Origin of the sequence: Shewanella sp. SM95, assembly GCF_025653595.1 — a bacterium.
Taxonomy (GTDB): domain Bacteria; phylum Pseudomonadota; class Gammaproteobacteria; order Enterobacterales; family Shewanellaceae; genus Shewanella; species Shewanella oncorhynchi.
Window position 1 is genome coordinate 137,785 of the sequence record NZ_JAKKSE010000011.1, and the last position, 14,325, is coordinate 152,109.

General features: G+C 40.9%; 11 protein-coding genes and 1 pseudogene. 11 read left to right on the forward strand and 1 reads right to left on the reverse strand.

Annotated features, from left to right (window positions below; translation table 11 throughout):
- Positions 1-1,602: 1,602 nt before the first annotated feature.
- The 11 genes and pseudogenes from L5M29_RS13580 to L5M29_RS13630 all read left to right on the forward strand — a co-directional run bounded on the left by L5M29_RS13580 (position 1,603) and on the right by L5M29_RS13630 (position 13,634).
- Positions 1,603-3,810 (forward strand): nuclease-related domain-containing protein, encoded by a 2,208-nt coding sequence (locus tag L5M29_RS13580; protein ID WP_263168258.1) that lies wholly within the window; start codon positions 1,603-1,605, stop codon positions 3,808-3,810.
- Positions 3,811-3,930: 120 nt separating this feature from the next.
- On the forward strand, positions 3,931-4,704 hold the full coding sequence (locus tag L5M29_RS13585) for an NERD domain-containing protein (protein ID WP_263168260.1): 774 nt from the start codon (positions 3,931-3,933) through the stop codon (positions 4,702-4,704).
- Positions 4,705-4,846: 142 nt separating this feature from the next.
- A complete protein-coding gene (locus L5M29_RS13590; RefSeq protein ID WP_263168262.1) occupies positions 4,847-5,254 on the forward strand; it encodes a LexA family protein in 408 nt (135 codons plus the stop codon).
- Positions 5,254-6,510 (forward strand): Y-family DNA polymerase, encoded by a 1,257-nt coding sequence (locus L5M29_RS13595; protein ID WP_263168265.1) that lies wholly within the window; start codon positions 5,254-5,256, stop codon positions 6,508-6,510. Before L5M29_RS13590 ends, L5M29_RS13595 begins: the two co-directional genes overlap by 1 nt.
- Before the next feature lie 152 nt (positions 6,511-6,662).
- A complete protein-coding gene (locus L5M29_RS13600) occupies positions 6,663-7,382 on the forward strand; it encodes a uracil-DNA glycosylase family protein (RefSeq protein ID WP_263168267.1) in 720 nt (239 codons plus the stop codon).
- 194 nt (positions 7,383-7,576) lie between these two features.
- Positions 7,577-7,780 (forward strand): hypothetical protein, encoded by a 204-nt coding sequence (locus L5M29_RS13605; protein ID WP_263168269.1) that lies wholly within the window; start codon positions 7,577-7,579, stop codon positions 7,778-7,780.
- Between the two features lie 453 nt (positions 7,781-8,233).
- Positions 8,234-8,398 (forward strand): annotated as a pseudogene (locus L5M29_RS13610) (transposase); the annotation flags it as partial.
- Between the two features lie 351 nt (positions 8,399-8,749).
- The gene (locus L5M29_RS13615; protein ID WP_263168270.1) at positions 8,750-10,219 is read left to right on the forward strand and encodes a GIY-YIG nuclease family protein; all 1,470 of its coding nucleotides are present in this window, start codon (positions 8,750-8,752) and stop codon (positions 10,217-10,219) included.
- The gene (locus L5M29_RS13620; RefSeq protein ID WP_263168272.1) at positions 10,212-11,132 is read left to right on the forward strand and encodes a hypothetical protein; all 921 of its coding nucleotides are present in this window, start codon (positions 10,212-10,214) and stop codon (positions 11,130-11,132) included. The genes L5M29_RS13615 and L5M29_RS13620 overlap by 8 nt, the downstream gene beginning before the upstream one ends.
- 785 nt (positions 11,133-11,917) lie before the next feature.
- A complete protein-coding gene (locus tag L5M29_RS13625; RefSeq protein ID WP_263168273.1) occupies positions 11,918-12,706 on the forward strand; it encodes a type IV toxin-antitoxin system AbiEi family antitoxin in 789 nt (262 codons plus the stop codon).
- A complete protein-coding gene (locus L5M29_RS13630) occupies positions 12,699-13,634 on the forward strand; it encodes a nucleotidyl transferase AbiEii/AbiGii toxin family protein (RefSeq protein WP_028760212.1) in 936 nt (311 codons plus the stop codon). Before L5M29_RS13625 ends, L5M29_RS13630 begins: the two co-directional genes overlap by 8 nt.
- 450 nt (positions 13,635-14,084) lie before the next feature.
- On the opposite strand, the gene L5M29_RS13635 is transcribed toward L5M29_RS13630, so the two are convergent.
- Positions 14,085-14,325: integrase core domain-containing protein (locus L5M29_RS13635; RefSeq protein WP_263168274.1), on the reverse strand; the 241-nt coding region annotated here is incomplete at its 5' end.

A 14,325-nucleotide genomic window follows, 5' to 3' on the forward strand; every position in this document is an offset into this window, starting at 1 on the left:
TGTTTTTGGGTGATTGAACGCGTTTTTAGGCTCATGCTGCCTTAATCTGAATTGTTATTGATATGTTTCTATTCAATGGGCGTTGTTCAGCGTGTTGCACCAATATGGTTCAACCGTTTTTGGATGCGGCCTAGATAATCCCTAGATAGCCTCAAAAAGTTGGGAGCGCTCTAGCCCATGCAGCAGTAAGGCTACAGACGAGTCGTTGCATCAACCCTAGTGGAGGATGCAATAGCGCGTATTTGTTGCTTTAGTGTTAATTGTTAGCGATAGGGTGAAGAGGGTAAAAGCCAAGGTTTTAGACGGTTTTAGGTGAATAGCGCTGTCTAGGCCTAGGCTCATTTTAACCGAGTGCCACTTTACCTATATTAGTCATCCTGCATGGATAGAAAGGGAGCGATGATCATGTGCAATTATAATGAATTTAGACTTTCTGATGGGCGGATTTTGTGTCTCGTCTATGCTCACGGTTTGATTGAAACCGAATGCGACACTTTATGATGATGAGAATCACTCTCAACTCGTTGTAGATGCGAACCATTATCATCGCGGGTCCTTCCGGCGCGGTTGATTGCGGGGGCAGTGACGCGCAGTGCTTCACTACATATGAGGATTTTAGAGGGCTTGGTTGTTGTTTTATTAACGGGCTTTTAGGGGGCGTTCATAATTTTGAACGCTATATATGGTGTTGATTATAAATAATTATTCTCCTTACTTTCTCAGAAGCTCAAAAAATAGGTATGCTCGGATATACCAACTTCGACAGATCGATTTTGTGATCCTTTGATCTTTGTTGAATGGGCCGATATTTTGCCTCTATTGCTAAGTGAGTCGCTATTAAAGTAGAGAGTAGTGAAGTAAGAAACCAACCTTTAGTTTGATTACATCAGAGCGCACCGCCAAGGCATATCGATTCGTTCTAGGTTTATCCCAAAATCAGTTAACTGATAACTAAATCATTCAAAATTTGCTAACCGGTTAGTACTGTATATGGTTACTGCGATTATATACAGTATTCTAAGGGGCATATTCTTCCCTTTATTACAGTCTCTGCGCATGCTGGGATCAGTGGTTTTGAGACACTTGCAGCTGAGCTTAAGTCTTGACGTGCGACTTGTGCAGCATCCTAGCGCTTCGTATGTGGAGATTACCGAGGGGGGATTTGATGCTGACTGAGGGGATTTATGATGGTGACTTGCTGATTGTAGATAGGCATATTACTGCACAGCATGGAGCTGACTTCATTCTGCTAATTGTGAACAGCCGCCTGTAGATTTGAAAATTCTCAATTAAAAGTGTCCAGTTTGAGTTGACCAGTACAAAAAGCCCTGTTCTAAAAGCCTAAAAAGCTCGGAAATCTGGTATCGTCTTGCTTCGGTCAACTGCTGATAATTCATAGTGATACTCTTTTACTTTGGCGAGATAAAGCGTACTACTTTCAGTAGTTGGCTTCTTCTACGACTCAATTAGAGTGTCCCAGTTATTATCTGAATTCTGGAGTAACTACAAAAGTAACTTGAGTCGTCTATTTTCAGATTAAGCCTAATGAATAAGGTAATTATTTGATATCTCTACCTAATAATATTGTGAAAGGATGCCTTGATGTTAGACCGTAAACAGAATTATTTTGAAAAGCTTTTTTTGCAATTCAAAGCCTTTCAGAATGAAGAATTTGCATACCAGCAAGTCCTAGAAGTTTATCTCTATAGAAAGCCTGCTAAAAAAAGCTTGTCGATTGTTAATCGAGAAGACTGCTTTTGGCATTCAACATTCATTTATGATTTCCCACCTCATCTGTTTGAATCTGAGGATTTTATCCTAGCCTTAGCCCGTTATTTTGCACAGGACATCGCTGCTAATCCTAAGTTTATCTCAATGGTATTAGCGAAATCGCCAAAAACCATCATAACGGCGATCAGAAGATCTGAGATAGTACTTAAGAAAGAGCATACTAAGTGGCATGAAATTAACCAGCTATCGAGCCAATACCCAAATATACTTGAAGGTTTGATTGAGACATGTCATCAATTCCAACAAGCTCACGAAGATAGAATAGGGCTGATAGCAAAGTACAGCAAACCATTTAAAGGTATATCTTTATTCGAGTTTTTGTCATTTTCTTCTGTATATTTTTTCAAATATCAAATAGAACAAACCATATCATTTGACGGTGGTGTGATAAGTGTAAACTCAAAGTTGAGAGCGCTTACGGAGTTAATACATTGGAAATTAAGACATTCACCAGATACTGACTTCCATCTGAATGATAATAAAATTGGTAAATCATTAAAAGCGTATCATGCCCCATTAGTATTCCCATCTAATGAAGACAGTACAGCTGCAGATTCATTACTGAATACGTTTAGTCAATTGATGCAAGTACAAGTCGAACTTGATGAGTTTTTGTCGCAAAGCGTATATCCATTTTGTTTTGACGATTCATTACATTTTTCAGTAACAAATGGAAGGTTAATATTTGAGCGTTTTGGTGAAGGTATAATTAATAATTGGGATCGTAATGGGAACAGACAGCAACTTCTTAAAGGTTACTGGTTTAATATAGCAATGGAAGAATTTATTACTGCAGGAATGGCCAGTGTACAGATTGGTTCTGTTGAACACCATGACAACAATCAAATCGCTTACTTAAAAGCCTTAGCAAGTAAGTTGGAACTACAGAAACTATATGGTTTTCAGGAGTTTGTTAAGCTCGATAACGGGTTTAACGTTAATTTATTCCAAGCTTTACTATCTTTAGAGCTCATGGTCGTATTTTATTTCAAAGAGAACATTGAATCGTTCTATCATGAACATGCTCAACTAGGTGATTGGCAAAAAGCCATTGGAATGGTTGCAATAAAAGGGATCGCTATAGGTCAAAATCGATTTCCTATAACTTGGTCTTTATGGAAAGAGAAAGTTAATAACATTGTCGGTTGGACTGTTTCCAAAGACTTACCTAAAGGGAGCATTAAGGCTGCTGAGGCTATTTTAGAGTTTTGGTGCCTTGATATGAAAAAGCTCAGTATTGAATTACGCCAATCGAAGTTTGAAAAGATACAACCACTTTACGAAAAACCAGTTTTTAAAATCGGCAGTCATTGTGTTCAACTTCCTTGGTTGATGTCTACACAGTATGGTTCGCTGAGTGCAGTGAATAATCTTCGACGTTTTGCCAATCTGCGCAGTTCATTAAAAGACGAAACAACAAGAATAGAAAATCAGTTAGGTGATGCATTCGAAGGCCGTGGCTTCAATGTGATACGAAATTATACTGCAAGTACTCCAAGTGGGATTGAAGCAGGTGAGATTGATTTAATTTGTGTCATAGATAATATTGTCTTTATCATTGAAGTGAAATCAACATACTACCGTACAACTCACTCTGAGATATTTCATTACCGGGATCGTACATTACGTAAAGCTGGTATACAGGTAAGGAAAAAAGTTGAAGCGTTTGAGGATAATCTTGGCATAAATAAAGAACTTAGACAAATTTTAGGTTTAACGGTTGAAACACCAAAAGTTAAAGGTTTGATTGCTGATACTTCACTCGAGTTTGATCATGACTATTTCGCTGGTTTTATGAAAGTAAGCGTTGAAGAGCTTTTGATTGCATTGGCTGACAATGCTCATTATTTATGTAATCAAGAGAAAGAAATTACATTGTCTATGGCATCAGTTAAACCTGTTCATTTATCTTCAGAGCCTTATTCTTTGTATCCATTGGGATTTAATGGCAAAGAGTTTCTGAGGGTAATCGAGGAATCGCTTGTTTGGGCAAAGGCTGAGTTAATACATCAACCATAAGCCCTTTATAAGGAAGGCAGGTTGTATTATGCAGCTAACACATAAATAAAAGCAGCTAATCGGGCCGCAGGAGGTATCTAGTCTCCCCTGTGGCGGGCGTTAGTTGAATAAGGAAATTCCGTGGATATATTCGGATTACTGTCGGAAGCTTTAGTTCAAGTTTGGTATTTAATACCTTTATTATTCATCATCTCGCTTTTTAAGAGTCGGTGGTTTAAAGGTGTGTTCGGTGAATTTCTGGTAAACAAACTACTGGCACAGTTGCCAACGTTAGATTATACGTTGGTAAAAGACGTTACCTTGCTAACTGAAGATGGTACGACCCAAATCGATCATATTGTAGTATCTAAGTTTGGTGTTTTCGTGATCGAAACTAAGAACATGAAAGGTTGGATTTTTGGTTCAAAAAATCAAAAACAGTGGACTCAGAAAATCTATCGTCACTCTTCTAAGTTTCAGAATCCCCTTCATCAGAATTACAAGCATGTTAAAACGCTGGAATCATTGTTAAACATAGACCCATCAAAAATGCACTCAATAATAGTATTCATTGGTGACAGTACGTTCAAAACGGATATGCCTGAAAATGTCACCTATGCACGAGGCTGTTTAAACTACATCAAGCAGATCGATCAACCTGTTTTTTCGGATGCAGAGTACATTCAACTCATTGATATTATAAATAATACTAAACTTAAAAGAGGTGTTGTTACAGACTTTAAGCATCGAAAGCATATTAAAGAGCTGGTCGCATCAAAAGAGCCAGTAAAGCTATGTTCGCGTTGTGGTTCAGAAATGGTTCTGCGTGAAACTAAGCGTGGTGAGAATAATGGGAAACAATTTTGGGGTTGCTCTGGATTCCCCAAGTGTAGATCTATAGAAAAACTCAACTAAAAACGCCTCCACCGCGGTGAATTATGACGTGGGGTTTGATAAAGAAAAGAACCAATGGTGTTACATCGAAACATCACAATAATTCTTGCCAGTTACCTAACAACGCCTATAATCACTGTATATAAAAACAGTGGTGTTGACTATGCGTATTATCTCCATCTATGCCAGTGCCGGTATTACTGGCTTCGAAAGCCCTGCAGCTGAATATAGTCAGCTGGGTCTCAGCCTTGATGAGCTGTTAGTTGTGCATCCCAGCGCGACTTTTATTGGTGTCGCAAAAGGTGACTCAATGCAGGGCGTAGGCATTTTTTATGGCGATTTACTGATTGTTGACCGCCAGGAAACCGCGCGTCATGGTGATGTGATTGTTGCCAATTTCAACGGTGAATTTGTATGTAAAATCCTTGATAAAACGCATCGCATGCTGCTGTCATCGAATGAACAGCACCAACCTCAGCCTATTCACGACTACGATAATTTTACGATTGAAGGTGTTGTTATTCGTTCAATTCGTTGTCATCGCCAAAGTCCATTATTAGCGGACATCTGATGTTTGCCTTGGTAGACGCCAACAGTTTCTATTGCAGCGCCGAGCAGGTTTTTAGACCTGATTGGCGTGGTAAGCCAATGATTGTGTTGAGCAACAATGATGGCTGCATTGTAGCGGCAAACAAGCAAGCGAAAGAACGGGGCGTTCCTAAGTTTGCACCATACTTTCAAGTCAAAGACCTGTGCACGAAATTAGGTGTCATTGTTTGTTCAAGTAACTATGAGCTCTATGCCGATTTATCTGCAAAGATGATGAATATCATTGGCCGATTTGCACCAGAGCAGCATGTCTATTCGATTGATGAAAGCTTTCTCTCCTTTAAAAATTGTTACCCCGCCATTAAGTGCTTACAAACCCAAGGCCAGTTGATTCGAAAAGCGGTTTGGAAAGAGACACGTTTACCGGTTTGTGTCGGTATCGGCTCAACACTCACACTGGCTAAAGCGGCCAATCACGCGGCAAAGAAGTTACCTGGCTATCAGGGGGTGTGTGTTATCGATAATGAACAAGACCGGATTTCAATTTTACAATCAATGAATGTGAATGACGTCTGGGGCATTGGGCGCAGGATAAGCAAAAAACTTGAATTGATGAACGTAAAAACCGCCTATGACTTAGCCAAAATCCCTGCAGGTTTAGCGCGAAAGCAATTTAGTATTGAAATAGAACGCACTGTGCGTGAACTCAATGGGCAAGCGTGCAAAGTGTGGGACGAGGCGAGGGCGGATAAGAAGCAAATATTCTCGACTCGTAGTGTGGGCGAGCGTATTACCGAGTATGAGGATTTACTGCAAGCCTTAAGTAAACATGTGGCGATTGCCGCAGCGAAAGCGCGTAAGCAAGGTTCTAGCTGTAAAACCATGTTGTTGTTTGCCAGCAACTCCCCCTACGATGAACGCCCTACAGGCTTTAAAACCTTAGTGCACTTTGCTTGTGCCACCGATTGCAGCATTGAACTCACTCAAGGTATGACACAAGCAGCATCTCAACTTTTCCGTGCAGGCGTACGTTATTATAAAGTCGGTGTAGGCCTGATCGATTTGGTCAGTACCCAGCATGGCCAGTTAGATTTATTCAATGTCTCAAAAGCCAAGCCCGCGTTAATGAAGACTCTTGATTGCATCAATCAACGTTACGGCACAGACACTTTATTCATTGCTGCCCAAGGTATCGAGCAAAAATGGGCCATGCGCCGCGAGTTGCTCACCCCACAATACACAACCAAGTGGCATTGTCTGCCCGAGATAAAGTGTTGATATCTGGCAGTAGATGGATTTACAGGTTTATTCCTTAATGTGACTTTAGAGCAACAAGAAACACACATTGTGACACATGCTAGTTGATCTACTTTTTGTTATGGCACAAAGTGTCTTTGACACTAGTGAATATTAATTAGGAAGTGCCTAACATGGTTGAAAAAGAACAACTCCCAATCTTCGCTGAGAACACACTCAAACACATCTTGGACGACATTGGGGAAGTAGTTTATAGCTCCCATGAAACGTTAAGAAAAGGTGATGTTTACTTGTTGGGTTTAAACCCAGGTGGTAGTGGGCAAACGAATCCAGATACAGGCGTACCATACACGATTCGAAGTCATCTTCAGCGTATGCTGAAACGAAATGAAAACTCTTTCTATGATGAGAGTTGGGAAAACGGGCAATCTAAGTATCCTAAGTGTGGTGCGCCTCTTCAGAAACGTGTTATTGAGTTATTGAAAGGGATTGATATTGATGATCCAAGAACGGTGTGTGCATCCAACATCATATTCAAAACATCACGTAGTGCTGCTGATTTGTGTTTTGGATTGGCTGGGTTGTGTTGGCCTGTACATGAGGCAGTTTTGAAAATCATTCAGCCAAGTTTAATTCTTACTTATGGCATCGATAAAATTTCTGCCTATGCGTTTTTGAAAGCCTTATTTTTGAAAGGGGATGAAGTACCACCTCAACCATCTTTGCATGGACAGTGGAATTGTCGTGGATTCCACTGTGACATCAATGGTGTACATACATTTGTTGCGGCGGTTCCCCATCTTAGCTACTACAGCCCAGCAAATAAGCAAGATGTATTTAACTGGATCATCGCCAATCAAAAGAAGGCTAAAGCACGGCAAAACTCAGTGTAATCTCGCATCTGTCCAAATCGGGTTAACGTGCCTTTGCCCCTTTTAATGTTAAGGGCGATTGCACACTTAGTTCAGTAGAACTTCATTTGACTTACTTTTCCTCATACCATTAATGTGTTTCAATATCTGGTGTCGAGGGAACATCTCTCAAAGAGTAGACATTGGTCAAACACAGCTAATTACAGGTTGGAATTATGGTGAAGAAAATTATTCTCACCGCGATAATAGGATATGTCGCATGGTCGTTATTTATTGACGATAGTTTGAAAACATACGACGGTTGTGTTGATGCCATGTATTCCCAGTTCACCGCTATTAAAGACAGGGGAGAACGTAAAGCTATAGCTAGGTTACGTTGCGATGAGCTTGTAACTGAAGGTAAGGTTAACCCCGAATAGTCGAGTTAATCAATGGCGTGCAAACTGGTTCCCCTAGGCTGGCTCAAATCTGCCCCAAAGCTTGTTTCAAAGTTAAAAATGCAAGTAAGGCGAATAAAGCTGTGTCCATAGAAAAGCTAATGTGATGAGGTTACTTTCACTCTAGAAGTCATGTCCGCCCGATCTCTCGCTACCTCTTTGCAGATCCGCTAAAAGATTAAGTACTTGCATTCCAGTGACACGCCATAAACTCATCCCTGAGGGCTCGACGGCTGCATCTGATGTAAAAGGATGTACGAATGTCGCGATCACATGGATGTGAATGAGCGACCTTGCCGCCAACGGTCACTTCTATACAAGTACTTAATCTCGTAAATTCCCGAGTATACCTGTCGATAAATATAACAATGGATCCCTCAATAGCGTTCAGTGTATTTATAAAAACCAAAAAGAGTTGTGGGTGTCCAGCCTTTTAGATTAAATATCCCCCATGACAATTGGCTCAAACAGACTACCGAGTTTGGCAAACTATTTCACGGTCCAGTAGGAACCTTGCAAGAACTGAGCGATTACTGCGAACACTTAGAAAAACGACGACGGCATTTTGCAGCAAGCTGCCAGTACATTCACTTTAACTGACAACTGCTTATATCATTTCGAAAGCCTTGCAGAGCATCTCCCAAACACAATGGGACGATAAACCTTGTCTGAAATACACCATTTTTGAAGGGATTAGCGCAATTTATTGTCTTAGATGCTGTCCCTGCGGCTATAGGTGGTGCTTTTTTAAATGATTTTAACTTTTACAAATTGTAGACAAACGGAAAGTGTATTATGTTGTTGATTTAAAATGGGTGGCTTGGTTTATTTTTTGTGGCATTTGCAACTCTCGAAAGAGAACTCAAGAAACTATATTCGAAAGAAGCCCCCTGTGTCTGACAATAACGCATACTTTATCTTGGATGTTCAATAGAAAAGGAAGATTTCATCGTGTCTACAGAAGTGCAAAGCCTTTCCCCACTTGCCAATAAAATAGTTGATAAAGCCATCGATAATGTAACCCGAAAATTAGTTGTGGGTGTTCGTAACAGAAAAAACTCCCGACCTGATGCCAATTCTGTAGATTTCAAATCAGAACTAACTGATATTTTAAGTGCCTCGAATACATCGAGTGCTATAGATATAGCTGGTAGAACTTCCGATTGGAAAGAGGTTATCACAAAGTCATTCAGCCATGGGGTTAGCTCTCTTTCAACGATTAAATTTGATAGCGAGTTTACAGTGTCTGGTGGTGTGGCAAGGGGGCTAGACTCAGCATATGATGGTCCCGGTGTCTACGTTGTTTATGATAAACATGGTTCGCCGGTTTATGTTGGTGATGCTGAAAAAGTGAAAAAACGCTGGAGTGCTGGGCATCTAAATGAAAATAAGCAAAAAGCTAAAAATGGTGAACAGTATAAGCTTGCAGCCCAGTTTGAAGAGGGGTGTACTGTTAAAGTACTTCATACCGACACAAAAGAAACAGCAGCAGCGATTGAGGCTAATTTAATTGCAAATCATAAAGACGAGCTGATCAATAGCAAAGAAGAGTTAAAGAATAACCAAGGTACTCGCTCTAATATTGAAGCAAAAAAGATGAAAGAGGGGCTCAATTCGGATGGCGAATTGGTTGCAGGGGCAGCTAAAGAAGTAAGTGAACAAGCTGTAGCATCAGCTATTGAGGGACTAATCGCGTCAGCGATTAAGCATCTAAAAGTCGAATTGGTCGATCTCTTTAAAGGTGGTAAAACTAAAGCAATTGACCGCATGAAACGCTTTTTGCAAGCAGTATTCAATGATATTAAAAACTTAAAGACCAATTTGGAACAAATGTTGAAAGGGATTTTTGAAGCGATTATTGGGTTAGTTAGCCAAACGATTGCTCAAGTTTATAATCTCGCACGCAATATTTTTGATTTAGCAGCAAATGCATACAACGTTTATAAAGGCAAAGATTCGATGAGCACCGAAGAGATGCTTAATAAAATTATCGAAACTATTGTCATCTCAAGCTCTCTAGTTCTATGGGACGCTCTGGATGTTGTTATTGAAGGGTTAATCTTTCCATATACAGGAATTTTTACGGGAGTCATTGCAGGTATTATCTCAGCAATAGGATTCGGCATAACCAGTCATATATTATCTCAATTTGTGCCTGGGTTAGTTCAATTTATATTGGGATTTGGTTTATCGCACCAATTGGCTTTAGAGGAGCGACGCGCTTCTTATCTTCTGCTTGTTGAAAGCTACAATTTAAACGAAGAATTATATGAATCATCTGGCGCATTATTGCAATCTGAGCTTCGTGTAATGGATCAAATGAAGGTCATGACAGCTAAGTTCGAAGAGCCGGTTAAGGAAGTAAACAAAATTGAAAAAAGAAATTTTTTAAGTCAATTAAAGGAATTGGGCAATGAATGAAGTAGTAGTAGCACGACAAGAAGCGAAATCGGGTGAACTTGTTGAAAAAAGTGTCTGTGATTTATTAGGGATGCTCGATCAAATTGAAAACTCGCTTAAAACTACTGAAGAGTTGACCGATAGAGCGAAAAGTGTTGAACAGAAAGGTCACTTCAAAGCTTTTGTTTCCGGTATCTCAGGGAAGTCGGACAAAGAGCTTGCAAGTATTATTAAAGGTCTAGGTGCAAACGTAAAGGTTACGCAAGAGGTGGTTAAATTCTTGATTGAACTTGCACAGCATAAAAGTGTTGTTCAAGAAGGTTTTTTAGGTGCCTTAGATAAAAAGATTGCGGATCAGCAAAATAAACTACTGCTGCTCGATCGGAATGATGGTTCGTTGGATGAGAATGCAAAACATGTTGAGACAGCAGTGCTGACACTGTACAAGCAAGTACATGCTCAAGTTGAAAGTGAAGTAGAACTTCGCAGAAATGTTGATCGAAATATGGAGAATATCGGCGCCTTATATGAAGCACTTGATTCAAAAGGTCAAACCGATGCGGAGCAATCTGAGCAAATTTCTCAGCTTATTCAAGCAATGCGCGAAAAAACATTTAAGCTAGAGGAACTTCGTCTTTCACTAGAATCAAAAGAAAATAATTTAAACAATTTGGCACAACAAGTTGATAATCAAAGTAAAAAACTATTCACCCTTGAGCATGGGTTAGAGCTAAAAGCGCTTAAACTTGAGAAATCGATTGGCGATATTCAAGAAAACACCTCTGCCGATAAGCTACGGGAGAAACGAATTTTTAAACTTGAAGCCGAGCTGGAAACCTTAGCTCAACGCAAGATGCCACAAGCACCAGCTTACATTGCGATAGTTCTAGCCGTTGTTGCTATAGGCAGTTGCATATATTCAAATTTGGTTTAGACCTACCAAAAGATAGGACATACATAACTCTTTCAGGATTAACTGTCGGCACCGACACCGCAGCAGCTCACCTTCCCCTGCGAAGCTGCTGAAGAGCGTTGAAGAAAATAGCGTGACGCAGACAGGACGTCTGCGTAGCTTTCGGGGGGGGGGGGAGAAATATGTGGGGGTCAGTGTAAACTTTAATTGATCAGCATACTTTTCCTAATCCCACTATCCACCTTTAGAGCCCTAGCTCTGAGTCGTTTATGTCCAAAAATGGGCTAGTAAATCACTCTGCACCAGCCTGATTCACGCGAGTCCCTAAAACCCGCCCTAGAGCCCAGTTTGCGGCTATTCTGTGGCGTTTTTGCCCTAGAATGAATCAAACTCACGAGAACCGATTAAGACCCATATATGGCCTGTTATTCCCATTCCGACTAGTTATATCGCGTGTTGATTAGTTTGTAGGCAAAAGAGGTTGTATTAATAGAATAGTTAATCTGAATTTGATTATGCAGATTATTCATGTCTTCCGTTAAAACCTGCCACTAGTTCCCTGTTTTGAGTTGTTAGATCTCTAGAGAACTGATCTAAGCTCATGCAAAAAAAACGATATTGCATTTGTTTATGCTCGATGGTGACCGATTGTATTTAACCGTGGAACAACGGCGGCCTCCCTCTCATTCAGCGAGTTTATAATTTACGTTAAAAGTGCACTTTAGGTACTAATAATTTGCAATTAATAAACTTCGCTTCTATAGTCGGTTTAATTTACTCTGTATTTTGGTACTTATGGTGCAACTATGTCATCAAAAATAAACTGGCTGATTAATCATACGAGCCCTGGTGCGGTAGTGCTTCAGTCGTGGTTGACACAAAATGAGATCAGCTCATCTTTGGTGAGAAAATATGTGCAGAGTGGTTGGTTGTACAAGATAAGTGCGGGGGTTTACGTTCGTCCTGAGTCAACAGGTAAGTTACAGCCTCATTGGGTTGAAGCGCTCAAGGCTGTGAATGAGCAGCTAAAGCTTCCTGTACACCTTGCGGGAGTCAGTAGCTTAACGCATCAAGGGCTTAGTCATTATCTTCAACTAAGCAGCGAGCAAGTTTGGGTTGGCTGTCAAAGTAAGCAGGCGTTACCAAAGTGGTTCCGCGAATTGGAGGAGCAAAATTGGCTTTTCTATACCAGTAGCAAGCTGACCCAAACGTTGGAAAAAGACTTTATTACTATAGGGGTGAACAATAGGGAAGTTAAGGCAAGTTGTGCGGAGCTTGCAGCCTATGAGGTCGTCAATGCCATTGGCAAACATATCAGTTTTGAGCATGCCGCGGAGCTGTTTCAAGGGTTAGTGAATCTCAGTCCACGTAAAATACAGTCAATACTGAATCGAAGTGAAGCCGTACAAGCTAATCGCGTATTTCTCTTTTTAGGCCACTACTATCAACATCAGTGGAGCAAAAGGCTAGATGAGCAGCAAATCACGCTAGGCGTGGGAAAGCGTCAGGTGGTGGCTCATGGCCGTTACGATGGGCGGTATCAAATAACAGTGCCGGCATCGTTTATTAAGACAGAAGAAAATCAATATGAATAAGTCATCGATATACTACCAGCAAGTGACCTTGCTTATTCGGATGCTGCCGCTCGTCGCCCAAGAGAAGGTATTTGCCCTAAAGGGCGGTACGGCTATCAACCTATTTGTGCGCAACTTCCCACGCTTATCGGTCGATATCGATTTGGCTTATCTTCCTTTGGAGCCAAGGGAACAAGCGCTACAAAGTGTGAAGGAAGCGCTTGGTCGTTTGACTGCGCAGATCAATCTACAACCGAACCTTAGTGCAGTATTTCAAGACAATAAATATGATGAGCTCAGGGTTGTCGTGACAAGTGATAGAGTCACAATAAAAATTGAAGTCTCTCCTGTTGCGAGAGGTACGCTACACAAAGCGGTATTAATGCCAGTCGTTGAGTTAGTTGAAGAAGAATTTGGGTATGCAGAGATCCCCGTTGTAAGCCTGCCTGATCTATACGGTGGTAAGTTATGTGCAGCGATGGATAGACAGCACCCAAGGGATCTTTTCGATGTGAAAATGCTGCTGGCGGAAGAGGGGATCAGTCGAGAGATTTTGGTCGGCTTTCTCACTTATACACTTAGCCATCCAAGGCCTATTAATGAAGTGATGTCTCCACGCTGGAAACCGCTTGATGAAAGCTTTCAAACTGAATTCAATGGAATGACGACAAAGCCGATTAAACTCGATGAGCTGATTTTAACTCGCTCAGAAATGCTGATAGCGTTGCAGCATCACTTTACTGCAAAAGACAGAGACTTTTTATTATCCTTTAAACAGGGTCAGCCTGATTGGTCATTGTTTGATGAACCGAGCGTCGCGGCACTACCTGCGGTGAGATGGAAGTTATTGAATATCCAAAACCTAGCGAAAAACAAATCCAAGCATCAAGAACAACTCATTAAACTGGCTGATGTATTGGAAACGTGGGTTGCAGGTCGGATACTGTAATGTGCAGTGTATTGCCGATTTTATCTGATAGTTCGCTGTTTGTGGGCGTTACTTTGGTTCGACTGGTTATTGGACCGTCTCTATTCAGCTGCAGACATGTTACCCGATCACCTTACGCTTAATGACGCGCTGATATCAAACAATCCATTACAGTGATCCGCTCAATCGCGTAACTCAACTAATCGCCAGCAAGGTACCATGCTTAAATAACTGCAAAAAGCGTTAGTATTGCCACCACAGATGATCATGACTGTGGATGCCGTAACTGCCTAAGGTAATGTCACCGTCAGCGGCCACACTATCCGCGCAATAAGTTCAGGAACCGTTGGAGATCACATTTACGTATAAGAAGGCAGGATCCTAATCCGCACCCGACTTGCCATTTGTGGTGATTGAGGTTTAGCTACATACCAAATTTTTGCCCTTTCCTGCAAGCTTAGAGTGTAGTGGTCAAGTAAAATTGGCCACGATTTTAGAGTCATTCCAATATAAACGTTCTGACTCATTTGGCGTTAACCCACCATTATATTGATGGGGTCTGGTCTCACTGTAATATCCAGTGATGTAATTTGTGATCTCTTTATCTGCTTCTGTAAAATTCCCATAACCACTTACGGGTATCCACTCAGATTTCAAACTTCTAAAGAAACGCTCCATTGGTGCGTTATCCCAACAATTCCCGCGACGACTC